Genomic DNA, 15,519 nt, shown 5'->3' on the forward strand with positions numbered 1-15,519 from the left:
AGCCACCCTTCGGGTGTCTCGGCCCTTCGGGTAACGATCGCTATCGCAAGCGCTCGGAAGCAGTGGGTGCTTCGCGAGTTGGCTGCCAAGTTGCGGCGGCTCTTTCGGGAACCGGCGACTGGGAGACCACGACGGCAGGACGGCGAGATAAAAGCGGATCGCCGGTCGAACCGCAAGCCATTGGCATGGCTTGGGTTCTGGCGTGCCAGTCGGTCGGGGCGTGTGCCGCGCCTTGCATTTTGACGAATGCAATCAAAGGCGTTTTCGGCACCGTGCGTGCTTTTGATGCCTGGGAGGCCCTGCCGTGAGTGTGGGCGACAGCGATCTGCGTGTTCGGCCCGGGCGTATTCGCAGCACCCGCGCGCCTAAACAGAAGAGCTTTATCAACCAGGTGCTGCGCGCCGCGAAGAAAGCAGGATATACCTCGGGGCAGGCCGCAGCTGGCAGACCCTCTGCGGCCTATGGGCGATCGACGTTTGGCCGCGGGCGGCTTGCTTTTAGCCGGGCCAGATTGTTCAGCCCGACCCGGCGCGTCGTGGTGAAGGCGCGCGTGGTGCGGCACAAAGGGCGAGCCTTCCGCTCAGCACCACTGACGGCTCACCTCTCATATCTGAAGCGCGACCGCGTGACCCGGAGTGGTGAGCGGGCCGAGATGTTCGATGCTGGCAGCGACCATGCTGAGAGCGCGTCTTTCGCAGAACGCTGCAAAGATGATCGCCATCATTTCCGGTTCATCGTCTCGCCGGAAGAAGCCCGCGACATGACCGACCTCAAGGCCTTTACCCGCGATCTCGCCAAGCAGATGGAGGCCGATCTCGGCACGCCGCTCGATTGGATTGCTGTCGATCATTGGAACACCGACAATCCTCACGTCCATCTTCTCGTTCGGGGCGTAGACGAGGAAGGGGCGGACCTCGTGATCTCCCGCGATTACATCAGCCAGGGCCTGCGCTCACGCGCCGAGGAGTTGGTCGCCATCGAGCTCGGTCCAAAGCCCGAGCACGAGATCCGCAATTCACTGGAGAGGGAAGTTACGGCGGATCGATGGACGCGGCTCGACCGGGAGATCCGGTTGGCGGCAGATGAGACTGGCTCGATCGATCTTCGCCCGGAGAATCCTGGCAAGTCCGATCCAGAGATCCGGCGCCTGATGGTCGGTCGGCTCCAACACCTCGAGAAGATGGGCCTTGCCTCATCCGCCGCACCAGGAGAATGGATGGTAGGACTCGAGGCCGAGCGTAGCTTGCGCGACCTCGGCATGCGCGGCGATATTATCAAGACCATGCACCGCGCCTTTACCGAGCGTGGAGAAGCGCGCGGCATTGCCGACTTCGTCATCGAAGGTGGACCGCTGTCGTCCCAGATTGTTGGACGGCTGATCGACCGTGGATTGCATGACGAACTGACTGGCGAGGCCTACGCCTTGATCGACGGAACGGACGGACGCGCGCATCATGTGCGCTTCCGAGGGGTCGAGGCCTTCGAACAGGCGCCACCGGTCGGTGGCATCGTCGAAGTTCGACGCTTCGGTCAACCCGGCGATCCACGGCCGACCGTGGTGCTGGCGATCCGCTCCGATCTCGACCTTGGTGGTCAGATCACGGCACGAGGGGCCACTTGGCTCGACCACAGGCTGGTCGAACGCGAATCCATGCCGCTCGCCATGGGCGGATTCGGCCGCGAGACTCGCGACGCCATGGAAGCCCGTACCGAGCATTTGATCCAGGAGGGTCTGGCGCGGCGGCAGGGCCAACGCATCATCCTGCAGCGCGATCTCCTGAACACGTTGCGCCGACGGGAACTGGACGAGGTGGCCGCAAAGGTCTCGGCCGACACCGGCTTGCCTCATGTGAAGCCTGATTCCGGGGAGCATGTGGCGGGCACCTATCGCCAGCGTCTGACGCTCGCCTCGGGACGCTTCGCCATGATCGATAATGGGCTCGGCTTCCAGCTCGTGCCCTGGTCGCGCGAACTCGAGAACCGCCTCGGCCAACACGTCACCGGCGTCGTCAAGGACGGCGGCGGCATCGAATGGGGCTTTGGCCGCAAGCGCGACCTCGGCCTCTAGCTATCCCACCAATTCAACTACTAAAGGGCGTTCGCAATGTCCGGAACCAAGATCCTCTGGGGACAGGTGATCGTCGTCGGCCTGATCGTTTTGCTGGCCATCTGGGGAGCCACCGAGTGGACGGCCTGGCGGCTCGCCTATCAACCGGAGCTTGGGCGGCCCTGGTTCGAACTGTTGGGCTTCAAGATTTATTATCCACCCGTCTTCTTCTGGTGGTGGTTCGTGTATGACGCCTATGCGCCTCAGGTCTTTGTCGAGGGAGCCTTTATCGCGGCATCGGGGACCTTCGTTTCGATCGCGGTGGCGATCGGCATGTCGGTGTGGCGGGCGCGTGAAGCCAAGAATGTCGAGACCTATGGGTCCGCGCGCTGGGCTGGTCTGGAGGAGGTGAGGGCGGCTGGCCTACTCGGTCCGGATGGTGTGGTGCTGGGCAAGCTCGATAGCGACTACCTCCGCCACGACGGACCGGAGCATGTCTTGTGTTTTGCACCCACCCGATCCGGCAAAGGTGTTGGCCTCGTAGTTCCGTCACTACTGGCTTGGCCAGGCTCGGCCATCGTTCACGATATCAAAGGCGAGAACTGGCAACTGACCGCCGGCTTCCGCTCGCGGCATGGCCGCGTCCTGTTGTTTGACCCCACCAATGCAAAGTCCTCCGCCTACAATCCCCTCCTTGAGGTCCGGCGCGGGGAGTGGGAGGTTCGCGACGTCCAGAACGTCGCCGACGTCCTGGTCGACCCCGAGGGCTCGCTCGACAAGCGGAACCATTGGGAGAAGACCAGTCATTCGCTCCTGGTCGGCGCCATCCTCCATGTCCTCTATGCCGAGGCAGACAAGACCTTGGCCGGTGTCGCAGCTTTCCTGTCCGACCCGAAGCGGCCGATTGAGACGACGCTGAAGGCGATGATGACTACCGCTCACCTTGGCGAGCAGGGCGCTCATCCGGTGGTCGCGTCGACAGCGCGCGAGCTCCTCAACAAATCCGAGAATGAACGATCCGGCGTCCTGTCTACCGCGATGTCCTTCCTCGGGCTGTACCGTGATCCCGTCGTGGCCCAGGTGACCTGCCGCTGCGACTGGCGGATCGCAGATCTGATCGCAGATTGCCGCTCAACGACGCTTTACCTCGTGGTGCCGCCTTCCGACATTTCGCGGACCAAGCCCCTGATCCGTCTGGTGCTGAATCAGATCGGCCGACGCCTGACCGAGGACTTGCACGCCCGTGACCGCCGGCACCGAGTCCTGATGATGCTCGACGAGTTCCCGGCGCTGGGGCGGCTTGATTTCTTCGAGTCCGCGCTCGCCTTCATGGCGGGCTACGGCATCAAGAGTTTTCTGATTGCGCAGTCCCTCAATCAGATCGAGAAGGCTTATGGGCCCAACAACGCAATCCTCGACAACTGCCACGTCAGGGTCAGCTTCGCGACCAACGACGAGCGGACCGCCAAGCGGGTGTCCGACGCGCTGGGCACGGCGACCGAGATGCGGGCGATGAAGAATTATGCCGGTCACAGGTTGAACCCATGGTTGGGGCACCTGATGGTCTCCCGCCAGGAAACGGCGAGGCCGCTGCTGACCCCGGGCGAGGTCATGCAGCTTCCGCCGCTAGACGAGATCGTCATGGTGGCAGGGACGGCGCCGATCCGGGCGAAGAAGGTCCGCTATTACGAGGATCGGCGATTCACCGAGCGGGTTTTGCCGCCGCCTGATCCGGCGACGGCCGGCCGATCATTGCGGACGGACGGATGGTCAGCGCTCGGAACGCCGATGCCGACGGGAGGTCCAACTGACAAAGCCGCGGAGGCCGAGGAAGACACGGCGAACAGCGGGCTCCGTCGTGAGCCCGAACTCCCCGATCACGTCGCAATCGTCAAGGAAACGACCGAGCCGACACCGGCAGAAGAATTTGCCGCCGTTCTTGACGATGACGAGGATGCGGTCCGCCAGTCCCGGCTCAGACGCCAACAAATGCGCAGTGTCGCTCGTCAGGTCGCCATGGATCCAAATGATGGTATGGAGCTCTGAAGCAACATGCGTGACCGGATGAACGTCTACTTCCCGCCAGAGCTTCTGAAACAGCTCTCCGAGCTTGCCGATCGCAAGAAACTTTCTCGCTCTGCGATCGTGGAAGCGGCCGTCGCTTCATTTCTGTCGCCGGATGGAGCGGACAGGCGGGAGGCAGCGTTTACCCGTCGCCTGGATCGGCTGTCGCGTCAGATGCAGAGGCTTGAGCGCGACGTTGGTTTGACGGCCGAAAGCTTGGCGCTCTTCATTCGGTTCTGGCTAACGATCACGCCGCCGCTACCCAATGACGCACAGGCGGCCGCGCAGGCAAAGGGTCGGGAGCGGTTTGAAGGATTTGTCGAGGCGCTCGGGCGTCGTCTGCAAAAGGGGCAAAGCTTTCTCCGCGAGATTCCAGAAGATATCCGCCGTCAGGAACCGGCCGAAGAATCCTGATTGAACCATGTAGGCAGACCATTTCGCCGGTCCTTCTTTTTCTACGCCAGCCTACGATCGCAGCAATTTGGCCAAGCCCACAAAAAGCTGGACGCGCTATCGGCTCCAATGAGTTGAGGAGCAAGAAGGGCCAGCATGCAAGTTTCAGGGGCACGGCGTCTCACCGCGCGCGTATTTCTCCCGTTTGCTGCTGGTTACTATCTTTCGTATCTCCTTCGAACGATCAACGCTCTGATCGCGAGCCATCTCAGCTCGGACACCGGGCTTGGGACTGCCGACCTCGGGTTGCTTACGTCAGTCTATTTTCTTGTTTTCGCGGCGGCTCAGATCCCCGTCGGCATATTGTTGGACCGATTTGGTCCGCGTCGCGTCCAAAGTGTTCTGCTCTTGCTCGCAGCAGTGGGCGCCGGACTGTTCGCGGTATCGACGGGCTTCCTGTCACTTTTGATCGCGCGTGCAATGATCGGGCTTGGTGTGGCAGGGGCGCTCACGGCAGGACTGAAGTCCATAATCCTTTGGTTCCCCAGGGAGCGAGTTGCCTTGCTGAACGGCTACATGGTCATGCTGGGCTCGCTAGGAGCGGTGACCGCTACGGCTCCCGTCGAACACCTGCTCGCTTGGATGGGCTGGCGGCAGCTCTTTGAGATCCTGGCGGCCGCCACCGGTGCGACGGCCATTCTCATCTACGTCGTTGTGCCTGAACGAGGCATTGTCTCATCGATGGCGTCAACCCCCGCGACCCTTAGCTCCGTTTTTGGCGATCGGCGCTTTTGGCGAATGGCTCCGTTGTCGGCGACTTGCATTGGATCGGCCTGGTCCCTGCAGGGATTTTGGGCATCGCCGTGGCTAACAGACGTAGAGGGGCTTGATCGCGCAAGTCTCGTCCGACAGCTTTTCATAATGTCGATCGTGTTGAGCTGCGGCGCCTGGGTGTTCGGGATGACCGTCCACTACATCAAACGAAGAGGAATAGGGGTGGAGACGGTATTGGCGATGGTTGCAGTGTTGTTCATCTCGGCCGAGCTAGCCTTGATCCTGCGAGCGTCTCTGCCGTCGATCTTGCCCTGGTCCGTTGTCGCAATTGTCGGAACGGCAACCGTGGTCAGCTTCGCGGTGATAGCGGATTACTTTCCGCCGGAGCTTGCTGGTCGTGCCAACGGCGCTTTGAATGTCTTGCACTTTGGTTGGGCATTTCTGGCACAATACGCGACAGGCCTGATCCTGGAGCAATGGTCTGCGAATGATGGCCATAGGACGGTCCAAGCCTATCAGGTCGCGTTCGGCGTCAACGTAGCGCTGCAGATCGCGGCGTTGGTCTGGTTCTCGTTGCCTTGGGGCCAACACCTAGCTTCACGGATGAGGCCAATAGCGTTTTTTGTGCCGGATAATGTTTTCGATGTTGTCGAGTCAGTAAGCTCGTATGAGAATTCGGTGGTCCTCATACCCGCGGATCACGATGCTGAGTGGTGAGCAGTAACTCGCATTACGATTGAGTAGGCCTCAGAGATCAGTTCTTAGTCTTTCTTTTTCTACGCTAATTTACGATCGCTAAAAGCCATTGTTGCACCAAGTCCGTTGGTACCCTTCTTAATCATCCCCATCTGAGGGCCGTCTGTAGACGCTCTCATGCGGTGGGGGCGAACGGTGGCAATCCATTCCATTCAATCGGAAGCGAGTTCGCGCGGCGCGCGAATGCTGCGCAGCGCGCTTGGTGCTGCGATTGCCGGCTACCTCGAAGACGAAGCGATCATCGAGGTGATGCTCAACCCGGATGGGCGGCTGTGGATCGACCGGTTGTCGAACGGCCTGATCGACACAGGCGAAACGCTGTCGGCGGCCGATGGCGAGCGCATTGTTCGCCTCGTGGCGCATCACGTAGGCGCCGAGGTGCATGCCGGCTCTCCGCGGGTTTCGGCCGAACTGCCCGGAACCGGTGAGCGCTTCGAAGGTCTCTTGCCTCCGGTCGTTGCGGCACCGACGTTTGCGATCCGCAAGCCGGCGGTCGCCGTGTTTACGCTCGACGACTATGTCGCGAGGGAGATCATGACCTCGGAGCAGGCCAAGATCCTCAGGGACGCGGTCGCCGCACGGAAGAACATTCTGGTCGCCGGCGGGACATCGACCGGCAAGACGACACTGACGAATGCCCTCCTGGCCGAAGTGGCAAAGAGCTCCGATCGGGTCGTGCTGATCGAAGACACGCGCGAACTGCAATGCAAAGCGCCCAATCTCGTGGCGCTGCGGACCAAGGATGGCGTGGCCACGCTATCGGATCTCGTTCGCTCCTCGCTGCGACTGCGTCCTGATCGTATTCCGGTTGGCGAGGTCCGCGGTGCCGAAGCGCTCGATCTGCTCAAGGCTTGGGGCACCGGTCATCCCGGTGGCATCGGCACCATTCACGCGGGCACCGCGCTCGGCGCGCTGCGGCGGCTCGAGCAGCTCATCCAGGAAGCCGTCATCACGGTTCCGCGCGCCATGATCGCCGAGACCATCAACCTCGTCGCTGTGCTTGCAGGGCGCGGCGCTGACCGCCGCCTCGCTGAGCTCGCCCGCGTAACGGGGCTTGGTGTCGCCGGCGACTACAGCCTTTCATCAGCAGGAGACTGACATGCGTCCTCAATTTCGTTTTCGTCGAGATGCCGTGTTACTGGCCACGTCCGGGATGGCTCTTTTGGCGTCAGCACCGGCATGGGCGGCCGGCTCGAACATGCCGTGGGAGCAGCCACTCAATCAGATCTTGCAGTCGGTTGAAGGTCCGGTCGCCAAGATCATCGCCGTCATCATCATCGTCGTGACTGGGCTCACGCTCGCATTCGGCGACTCGTCAGGTGGTTTCCGCAGGCTGATCCAGATCGTGTTCGGTCTGTCGATCGCGTTTGCTGCCTCAAGCTTCTTCCTGTCGTTCTTCTCCTTCGGCGGCGGCGTGGTGATCTGATGGATGAACCGGTCACGGGTTTCGTGGTGCCCGTTCACCGCGCGCTCACTGAGCCGATTCTGATGGGCGGCGCGCCGCGGTCGGTCGCGATCGTCAACGGCACGCTTGCGGCAGCTCTTGGGCTCGGGATGCGGCTCTGGATCACGGGTCTCGTCCTCTGGTTCATCGGCCACATGGCGGCCGTCTGGGCCGCCAAGCGCGATCCCGCCTTCGTCGATGTGGTGCGCCGACATTTGCGCATTCCCGGTCATCTCAACCTCTGAGTTTTCGGTCATGATGAACCTAGCCGAATATCGCCATTCCGACGCCCGTCTTGCCGACTTTCTGCCCTGGGCAGCCCTCGTCGACGAAGGGATTGTCCTGAACAAGGATGGGTCGTTCCAGCGGACAGCAAAGTTCCGGGGACCTGACCTCGACAGCGCGGTGCCGGCTGAACTCGTCGGCGTCGCCGGCCGTCTGAACAACGCACTTCGTCGCCTGGGATCCGGCTGGGCCGTCTTCGTTGAGGCGCAGCGTCATTCTGCGGGCGCTTACCCGCCCAACAGCTTTCCGGATGTCGCGTCTGCGCTGGTCGACGCCGAACGCCGCGCGCAATTCGAGGAGGCTGGTGCCCACTATGAGTCCAGCTATTTCCTCACCGTCCTCTACCTGCCCCCGGAAGAGGGCGCTGCCCGGGCAGAGCGGCTGCTCTATGAGGGCCGGGATCGAACCGTCGGAGCAGACGCGCGCGAGGCGCTCCGCGGGTTTGTCGATCAAACCAACCGTGTGCTGCAGCTATTTGAAGGGTTCATGCCCGAATGCGCCTGGCTCGATGATCAGGACACGCTGACCTACCTGCACTCTACGATCTCGACCAAGCGTCATCGGGTTCGCGTGCCCGAAATTCCTATGTACATCGATGCGCTGTTGGCGGACCAGCCGCTGACCGGCGGGCTTGAGCCGATGCTGGGGGCAGCCAACCTGCGGGTTCTGACGATTGTCGGCTTTCCGGGCGCGACGACCCCGGGAATTCTTGATGAACTGAATCGCCTGCCATTCTCGTATCGCTGGTCGACCCGAGCAATCATGCTCGACAAGACCGATGCCACCAAGCTGCTGACCAAGATTCGTCGGCAGTGGTTTGCCAAGCGAAAATCCATCGGCGCCATCCTCAAGGAGGTCATGACCAACGAGGCGTCGACGCTGCTCGATACCGACGCCCACAACAAGGCGCTCGACGCGGACGCGGCGCTGCAGGAACTAGGCTCTGACCAGATCGGGCAAGCCTTCGTCACGGCGACCATCACGGTGTGGGACCGCGATCCCAATGCTGCCGATGAAAAGCTGAGGCTGGTCGAGAAGGTCATCCAGGGCCGCGATTTCACCTGCATGGTCGAGACGGTGAACGCCGTCGAAGCCTGGCTCGGCAGCCTGCCGGGACATGTCTATGCGAATGTGCGGCAACCGCCGGTCTCGACCCTCAACCTCGCCCATATGATTCCAATGTCGGCGGTGTGGGCGGGCGAGGCGAGGGATCTGCACTTCAACGGTCCGCCGCTCCTGTTTGGCAAAACCGAGGGATCGACCCCATTTCGGTTCTCGCTCCACGTCGGCGACGTCGGCCACACCCTTGTGGTGGGACCAACAGGTTCTGGCAAGTCGGTGCTGCTCGCGCTGATGGCGCTACAGTTCAGGCGTTATCCGAACTCTCAGGTCTTTGCGTTTGACTTCGGTGGTTCGATCCGGGCGGCCGCCCTTGCCATGGGCGGTGACTGGCATGATCTCGGTGGCGCATTGTCCGACGGAGGTGAACAACCCGTCGCCCTGCAGCCGCTGGCCTGGATCGATGATCCTTCCGAACGCGGATGGGCCACGGAATGGATCTGCGCAATCCTTGCTCGGGAAAAGGTCGAGATCACCCCGGAGGTCAAGGATCATCTGTGGTCGGCGCTGACATCTCTCGCTTCGGCGCCGAGGGAGGAACGGACCCTCACGGGCCTGTCCGTCCTGCTTCAAGTGAACTCCCTGAAGCGCGCCCTGCAACCATACTGCCTGGGCGGACCTTCCGGGCGTTTGCTCGATGCTGAATTCGAGCGCCTTGGCGAGGCCTCGGTCCAGGCGTTTGAGACCGAAGGTCTGATCGGAACGAGCGCTGCGCCGGCCGTGCTGGCGTACCTCTTCCATCGTATTGGTGATCGTCTCGATGGCCGGCCGACGCTCCTCATTGTCGATGAGGGGTGGTTGGCCCTCGACGACGAGGATTTTGCTGGCCAACTCAGGGAATGGCTGAAGACGCTACGGAAAAAGAACGCGTCCGTCATCTTCGCCACCCAATCGCTCTCGGACATCGATGGCTCGGCGATTGCGCCGGCGATCATCGAGAGCTGTCCATCACGATTGTTGCTGCCGAACGAACGGGCAATCGAACCGCAGATCACTGCCATCTACCGCCGCTTCGGCCTCAATGACCGCCAAATCGAGCTTCTAAGCCGGGCAACGCCAAAGCGCGACTACTATTGCCAGTCCCGCCGCGGCAATCGGATGTTCGAACTCGGCTTGGGCGAGGTTGCGCTCGCATTCACGGCCGCCTCTTCAAAGACAGACCAAGCCGCGATCGCGCAACTCCTCGCCGAACATGGACCTGATGGCTTTGTGCCGGCCTGGTTACAGCATCGTGGCGTCGCCTGGGCGACAGATCTGATCCCCAATCTCGTCAATCTGGAGAAATCGCTATGAGACCTCTTGGCCTATTGGCGACCACGGCCGCCTTCGCGCTGCTGCTTGGCGTTACGCTGCCCGCACGAGCGCTGATCGTCTTTGATCCCACCAACTACGTCCAGAATGTCCTGACGGCCGCGCGGGAGCTGCAGCAGATCAATAATCAGATCACCTCGTTGCAGAACGAGGCACAGATGCTGATCAATCAGGCAAGGAATCTGGCAAACCTGCCGTATTCGTCGCTGCAGCAACTGCAATCATCGATCCAGCGCACCCAGCAATTACTGGCCCAGGCCCAGCGCATTGCCTACGACGTGCAGCAGATCGATCATGCCTTCTCGACAAACTACGCGCCAGCGACCAGCAGCCAGTCGAACCAGTTGCTGATTTCCAACGCTCAATCGCGATGGCAGAATTCCTATGCCGCGACGCAAGACGCGCTTCGTGTCCAGGCCGGCATCGTTGGCAACCTCGACACCAATCGCATCCAGACGTCTGCCCTTGTAACCTCGAGCCAGAGCGCCAGTGGCGCCTTGCAGGCAACTCAGGCCGGCAACCAGATCCTCGCGCTCCAAGCGCAACAACTTGCCGATCTCACAGCGGCCGCGGCGGCGCAGGGCAGGGCGCAAAGCCTCGAAGCGGCTCAGCGCGCCTCGGCTCAGGATCAGGGGCGAGAGCAGCTCAGGCGTTTCCTGACACCAGGACAGGGCTATCAATCCTCCAATGTGCAGATGTTCCACTGATGACCGACGTAAGGGCATTCAAGGCGCTGTCGCTGCTTACGACAATCGGCCTAGTGGCCGTCGCTGCCTGCACGATTCAGCTGCGTGGCGGAAGCAATTCTCCGCCGGCACCGAAGGCGGAGCAGACGACCGATGCAACCAGCTCTGACCTCGCGCGCTGCCGCGGCGTCACTCCGGAAGAAACAGCGGGTTATCGCCATTGTAAGGGCGTTTGGGACGAAAACCGGCGTCGCTTCTTTGGCAAGAAAGGTGGTGCCGCAGCTCCTGGCCACGACGATTCCGCCGCTGACGTGGCGCTCGCTCCAAAGGATCAAAGTCGGATTCCCCAGGGATATCCGAACTTGGCGGCACCTGAGGCGAGCAAGCCATGACGGGTACGGGGATCATTGACCAGTTTCTGGAAACGTTCACCCGCTATATCGACAACGGTTTTGGGCTGCTCGGCAGCGACGTCGGATATCTCGCAACAACCCTTGCTGCCATCGACATCGCGCTCGCCGCGTTGTTCTGGAGTTGGGGAACTGACGAGGACATCATCGCGCGCCTCGTCAAGAAAACGCTCTTCGTCGGCGTCTTCGCCTACCTCATCGGCAACTGGAACGGCTTGGCGCGCATTGTCTTCGAAAGCTTTGCCGGTCTTGGGCTGAAAGCATCTGGCGCAAGCATATCTGCGTCGGACTTCCTGCGACCGGGAAAGATCGCTCAAGTCGGACTCGACGCCGGCCGACCGTTGCTCGACTCGATCTCAAACCTGATGGGCTACATTAGCTTCTTCGAGAATTTCGTCCAGATCGTCGTTCTTCTGTTCGCTTGGGTCGTGGTGTTGCTCGCCTTCTTCATTCTGGCGATCCAGCTCTTCGTCACCCTGATCGAGTTCAAGCTCACGACGCTCGCCGGCTTCGTGCTCATTCCCTTCGGACTGTTTGGCAAGACTGCCTTCGCGGCAGAGCGGGTCTTGGGTAACGTCATCTCTTCAGGGATCAAGGTCTTGGTCCTGGCCGTCATCGTCGGCATCTGCTCGACCTTGTTCTCGCAGTTCACCGCTGGCTTTGGCGGCGCTCAGCCGACCATTGAAGACGCGATGACCCTGGTCCTTGCGGCACTGTCTTTGCTGGGCCTCGGTATCTTTGGTCCCGGAGTCGCGAACGGACTGGTGTCCGGCGGACCCCAACTCGGCGCCGGCGCCGCAATTGGAACAGGCCTTGCTGCCGGTGGCATTGTTGCGGCGGGCGCAGGTCTTGCCGCCGGCGGTGCTGGTCTCGCTGGCGGCGCGATTGCAGGCGCCGCGCGTAGTGGCGGCGCTGCCATGAGCGGAGCATCAGCCGCCTACCGGAGCGGAGGCCTTGCTGGCGTCGCAGAGGCCGGCGCTTCCGCTGCGATGAGCCCGTTGCGTCGTGCAGCGGCTGCGCTCAGCGGAAGTGGAGAAGCCGGCGCGCAGGCCGCGAGCACCTCGGCCGAAGGGCAGCCCGATTGGGCGCGGCGCATGAAGCGTGCCGAGACTATTCGGCACGGTGCATCGGCAGCCGGCCACGCGGTCCGCTCAGGCGATCACGGTGGCAGCGGCTCTTCCGTCGATTTGTCTGAAGGAGAGCGCTGACACGCAGCCACTGCACCTTCGCCACTCGCTGTGCGGGCGACTCAAACGCGGACACTGCACGACTCGAAACCGATCACTTGATCTCAGGGGCAACTTTCGATGTTCAAACGACCTTCCGTACACTACGGGCGCATGCCCGAGCCGATCACGCCTTACCAAAAGGCGGCGCAGGTTTGGGACGAACGCATTGGATCTGCCCGCGTGCAGGCCAAGAACTGGCGCTTGATGGCGTTCGGTTGCTTAATGCTATCGGCGGGTCTCGCAGGTAGCCTTGTCTGGCAATCGAGCCAAGGCTCGATCACGCCGTGGGTGGTCGAAGTCGACCATCTTGGTCAGGCCCAAAGGGTTGCGCCGGCCAACATCGACTATCAACCCACTGATGCGCAGATCGCCTACCATCTGGCGCGCTTTATCGAGGATGTCAGAGGTCTGCCGGCTGACGGCATCGTTCTGCGCCAGAACTGGCTCATTGCCTATGATTTTACGACCGATCGCGGCGCCGCCGCGCTTAACGACTATGCGCGCAACAATGACCCCTTTGCCAGGCTGGGCAAGGCGCAAATCTCCGTCGACGTATCGAGCGTCATACGCGCGTCTTCAGAGAGCTTCCGGGTCGCGTGGACAGAGCGAACCTACGACAACGGATCGTTGAGTTCGACGGAGCGCTGGACTGCCATTCTCACCATCGTGATCGAAACGCCCCGCGATGCCGAACGCCTGCGCAAGAATCCCCTTGGCGTCTACGTCCGCGCCATCAACTGGTCGAAGGAGTTGGGTCAGTGACCAAGACGCTATCTGACGTTCATCCGCAGCATCACCTCGCGCGAGGCAGGTTCAATTCGGCTTGGTACGAGTTCGTGACCGTGAAGCGAGCATTTCTGTCCGCGCTCTTGCTTTGTTCGTCGGCGCTCGGCGGGTGCGCGACCTACATTCCGCCTGAGATCAGCTATGACACGGAAGTGCCGCCGCTTCCGGCGCCTCCAACTCCGCTGGACGACAGATCGCGGCCGCTTCACGTTCCGCCGCTCTGGAAGCCGTCTCTCGGCGGCAAGTCGGCCGGGAAAGAAGAGCCAGAACCCGTGAACCGGGTTGAGACCGCAAACAGCGCAGCCCGAGTCGAACCGCGCAAGCGGGGGTATTTCAACGCGGCTCAAATCTACGCCTATAGTCCGGGGGCGCTCTATCAGATTTACGCAGCACCGGGGCAAATCACAGATATCGCGCTCGAGGAAGGAGAGCAGCTGACGGGATCAGGGCCCATCGCGGCCGGAGACACCGTGCGCTGGGTCGTGGGCGACACCGAAAGTGGAAGTGGTGACACGCGACGCGTCCATATCCTGGTCAAGCCGACTCGAGCTTCGATCGAGACTAACCTGGTGGTCAATACTGATCGGCGCACCTACCTAATCGAGCTCCGCTCCCGTGAACGGCCATACATGCCGTCCGTTGCCTGGTACTATCCAGAAACTGCACGGGAACGATCCCGTTCGGTCGCCCTGAAGCCCGTTCTTCCAGACCCGGCGCAGCGCATCTCCCGCTATGCCATCGAAGGGGACAGTCCTCCCTGGCGGCCACTCGCTGCGTATGACGATGGCCGCAAGGTGTATGTCGAATTCCCGCAGGGCATCGTGCAGGGCGAGATGCCTCCGCTCTTCATGATTGGTCCTGACGGCAAGACGGAGCTCGTCAACTATCGCGCCTACGGCAACGTGTTGATCGTCGATCGCCTGTTTGCTGCCGCCGAACTCCGGCTTGGCGGCGAGCATCAGCAGAAGGTCCGTATTGTCAGGACTGACGGGAGGTCGTCGTCATGAACACTCGGAATGCAAACGATCACGAGCAAGCAGTTCCGCCGGAGGCACAAGGGAAGCTGTCCGAAAGCTTCCGCTTGCGAGCAGAGCATCCGCACGTGACGCGGCTGTCACGGAAGATTTTGGCCGGCGGGAGCGCGGTTGTCCTGTTTGTCATCGGCGGAGCGGTGCTGTGGTCACTGCAGACCAGTCACTCCCGTAATCAGGCGGCCGATGAGCTTTACAGTACCGATCATCACAATGTTGCTGACGGCATTACGACGCTGCCGAAGGACTATGCTGGCGTTCCGCGCCAAGCAATCCCGCAGCTTGGTCCGCCGCTCCCCGGGGACCTCGGTCGACCGATCCTTGCCGCTCAAGGTCAGTTGCCCACGATCGGCGCGAATCCGGACCAGCAGCGGCGGGACCAGGAGACCGAAGCAGCCCGCATCAGCCATTTGTTCGCTGCGACCAGAGTAGGAGAAGTACGCTCTTCCGCGGCTGCGGCCGTCGGAAGCGACCGCGGCGTGTCAACGAACACAGCCAACACTGGCGACGACGGCTTTGCCCAAAACGGTCAGGACCGTAAGCTGGCCTTCGTAAACGCTTCTGTGGATCGTCGCACTGTTAGCCCTGACCGCGTCGCTAGGCCGGCTTCTCCATATATCGTGCAGGCTGGGACGGTCATTCCGGGAGCTCTGATCACAGGAATTAGATCGGATCTTCCAGGCCAAATCACCGCGCAGGTGACGGAAAACGTATACGACACGCCCACCGGTCGGTTCTTGTTGGTGCCGCAGGGGGCGCGCCTGATCGGGGTCTACGACAGCCAAGTCAGTTTCGGCCAGTCCCGCGTCCTGCTCGTCTGGACCCGACTGATCATGCCGAATGGACGGTCCATCGTTCTCGAGCGGCAGCCTGGCGCGGACACCGCAGGATATGCAGGCCTCGAAGATCAGGTCGACAATCACTGGGGCGAACTCTTCAAGGCTGCGGCACTATCGACGTTTCTGGCGATCGGGACCGAACTGGGTGCCGGCTCGGACTCCAACAGCAACGATAGCGCAATCATCCAGGCATTGCGACACGGCGCCTCTGACGCACTAAACCAGACCGGGCAGCAGGTCGTTCGCCGCAGTCTCAGTATCCAGCCTACTTTGACCGTGCGACCGGGCTTCCCGGTTCGTGTTCTTGTCAACCATGACCTCATACTTACGCCGTATAGAGGGTGA

At 61.7% G+C, this 15,519-nt stretch carries 14 protein-coding genes; all 14 read left to right on the forward strand.

Annotated features, from left to right (window positions below):
• Positions 1–304: 304 nt before the first annotated feature.
• A complete protein-coding gene (locus tag GA0061098_RS21405; RefSeq protein WP_091960543.1) occupies positions 305–2,068 on the forward strand; it encodes a relaxase/mobilization nuclease domain-containing protein in 1,764 nt (587 codons plus the stop codon).
• Positions 2,069–2,104: 36 nt separating this feature from the next.
• Positions 2,105–4,093: a conjugal transfer protein TraG gene (locus GA0061098_RS21410; RefSeq protein ID WP_091960546.1), complete on the forward strand. Its 1,989-nt coding sequence runs from the start codon at positions 2,105–2,107 to the stop codon at positions 4,091–4,093.
• Between the two features lie 6 nt (positions 4,094–4,099).
• Positions 4,100–4,525 carry a ribbon-helix-helix domain-containing protein gene (locus GA0061098_RS21415; protein WP_091960551.1) on the forward strand — a complete coding sequence of 142 codons (426 nt, stop codon included), beginning with the start codon at positions 4,100–4,102 and terminating at the stop codon, positions 4,523–4,525.
• A gap of 135 nt (positions 4,526–4,660) precedes the next feature.
• Positions 4,661–5,995 carry an MFS transporter gene (locus GA0061098_RS21420; protein ID WP_091960556.1) on the forward strand — a complete coding sequence of 445 codons (1,335 nt, stop codon included), beginning with the start codon at positions 4,661–4,663 and terminating at the stop codon, positions 5,993–5,995.
• Between the two features lie 222 nt (positions 5,996–6,217).
• The gene (trbB, locus tag GA0061098_RS21425; RefSeq protein WP_208610669.1) at positions 6,218–7,132 is read left to right on the forward strand and encodes a P-type conjugative transfer ATPase TrbB; all 915 of its coding nucleotides are present in this window, start codon (positions 6,218–6,220) and stop codon (positions 7,130–7,132) included.
• A gap of 55 nt (positions 7,133–7,187) precedes the next feature.
• Complete coding sequence (locus GA0061098_RS21430; protein ID WP_245323474.1) at positions 7,188–7,460, forward strand: TrbC/VirB2 family type IV secretion system protein; 273 nt, start codon at positions 7,188–7,190, stop codon at positions 7,458–7,460.
• Positions 7,460–7,723 (forward strand): VirB3 family type IV secretion system protein, encoded by a 264-nt coding sequence (locus GA0061098_RS21435; protein ID WP_091960566.1) that lies wholly within the window; start codon positions 7,460–7,462, stop codon positions 7,721–7,723. Before GA0061098_RS21430 ends, GA0061098_RS21435 begins: the two co-directional genes overlap by 1 nt.
• 10 nt (positions 7,724–7,733) lie before the next feature.
• Positions 7,734–10,175 (forward strand): conjugal transfer protein TrbE, encoded by a 2,442-nt coding sequence (gene trbE, locus GA0061098_RS21440; RefSeq protein WP_091960569.1) that lies wholly within the window; start codon positions 7,734–7,736, stop codon positions 10,173–10,175.
• On the forward strand, positions 10,172–10,900 hold the full coding sequence (gene trbJ, locus GA0061098_RS21445; RefSeq protein WP_091960573.1) for a P-type conjugative transfer protein TrbJ: 729 nt from the start codon (positions 10,172–10,174) through the stop codon (positions 10,898–10,900). Before trbE ends, trbJ begins: the two co-directional genes overlap by 4 nt.
• A complete protein-coding gene (trbK-alt, locus tag GA0061098_RS21450) occupies positions 10,900–11,271 on the forward strand; it encodes a putative entry exclusion protein TrbK-alt (protein WP_091960576.1) in 372 nt (123 codons plus the stop codon). The genes trbJ and trbK-alt overlap by 1 nt, the downstream gene beginning before the upstream one ends.
• The gene (gene trbL / locus GA0061098_RS21455; protein ID WP_091960579.1) at positions 11,268–12,497 is read left to right on the forward strand and encodes a P-type conjugative transfer protein TrbL; all 1,230 of its coding nucleotides are present in this window, start codon (positions 11,268–11,270) and stop codon (positions 12,495–12,497) included. Before trbK-alt ends, trbL begins: the two co-directional genes overlap by 4 nt.
• Before the next feature lie 99 nt (positions 12,498–12,596).
• On the forward strand, positions 12,597–13,280 hold the full coding sequence (gene trbF / locus GA0061098_RS21460; RefSeq protein ID WP_091960582.1) for a conjugal transfer protein TrbF: 684 nt from the start codon (positions 12,597–12,599) through the stop codon (positions 13,278–13,280).
• The gene (trbG, locus tag GA0061098_RS21465) at positions 13,277–14,311 is read left to right on the forward strand and encodes a P-type conjugative transfer protein TrbG (RefSeq protein ID WP_165637509.1); all 1,035 of its coding nucleotides are present in this window, start codon (positions 13,277–13,279) and stop codon (positions 14,309–14,311) included. The genes trbF and trbG overlap by 4 nt, the downstream gene beginning before the upstream one ends.
• Positions 14,308–15,519: a TraB/TrbI/VirB10 family type IV secretion system protein gene (locus GA0061098_RS21470; RefSeq protein WP_091960585.1), complete on the forward strand. Its 1,212-nt coding sequence runs from the start codon at positions 14,308–14,310 to the stop codon at positions 15,517–15,519. Before trbG ends, GA0061098_RS21470 begins: the two co-directional genes overlap by 4 nt.

The organism is Bradyrhizobium shewense (assembly GCF_900094605.1).
Taxonomy (GTDB): Bacteria; Pseudomonadota; Alphaproteobacteria; order Rhizobiales; family Xanthobacteraceae; genus Bradyrhizobium; species Bradyrhizobium shewense.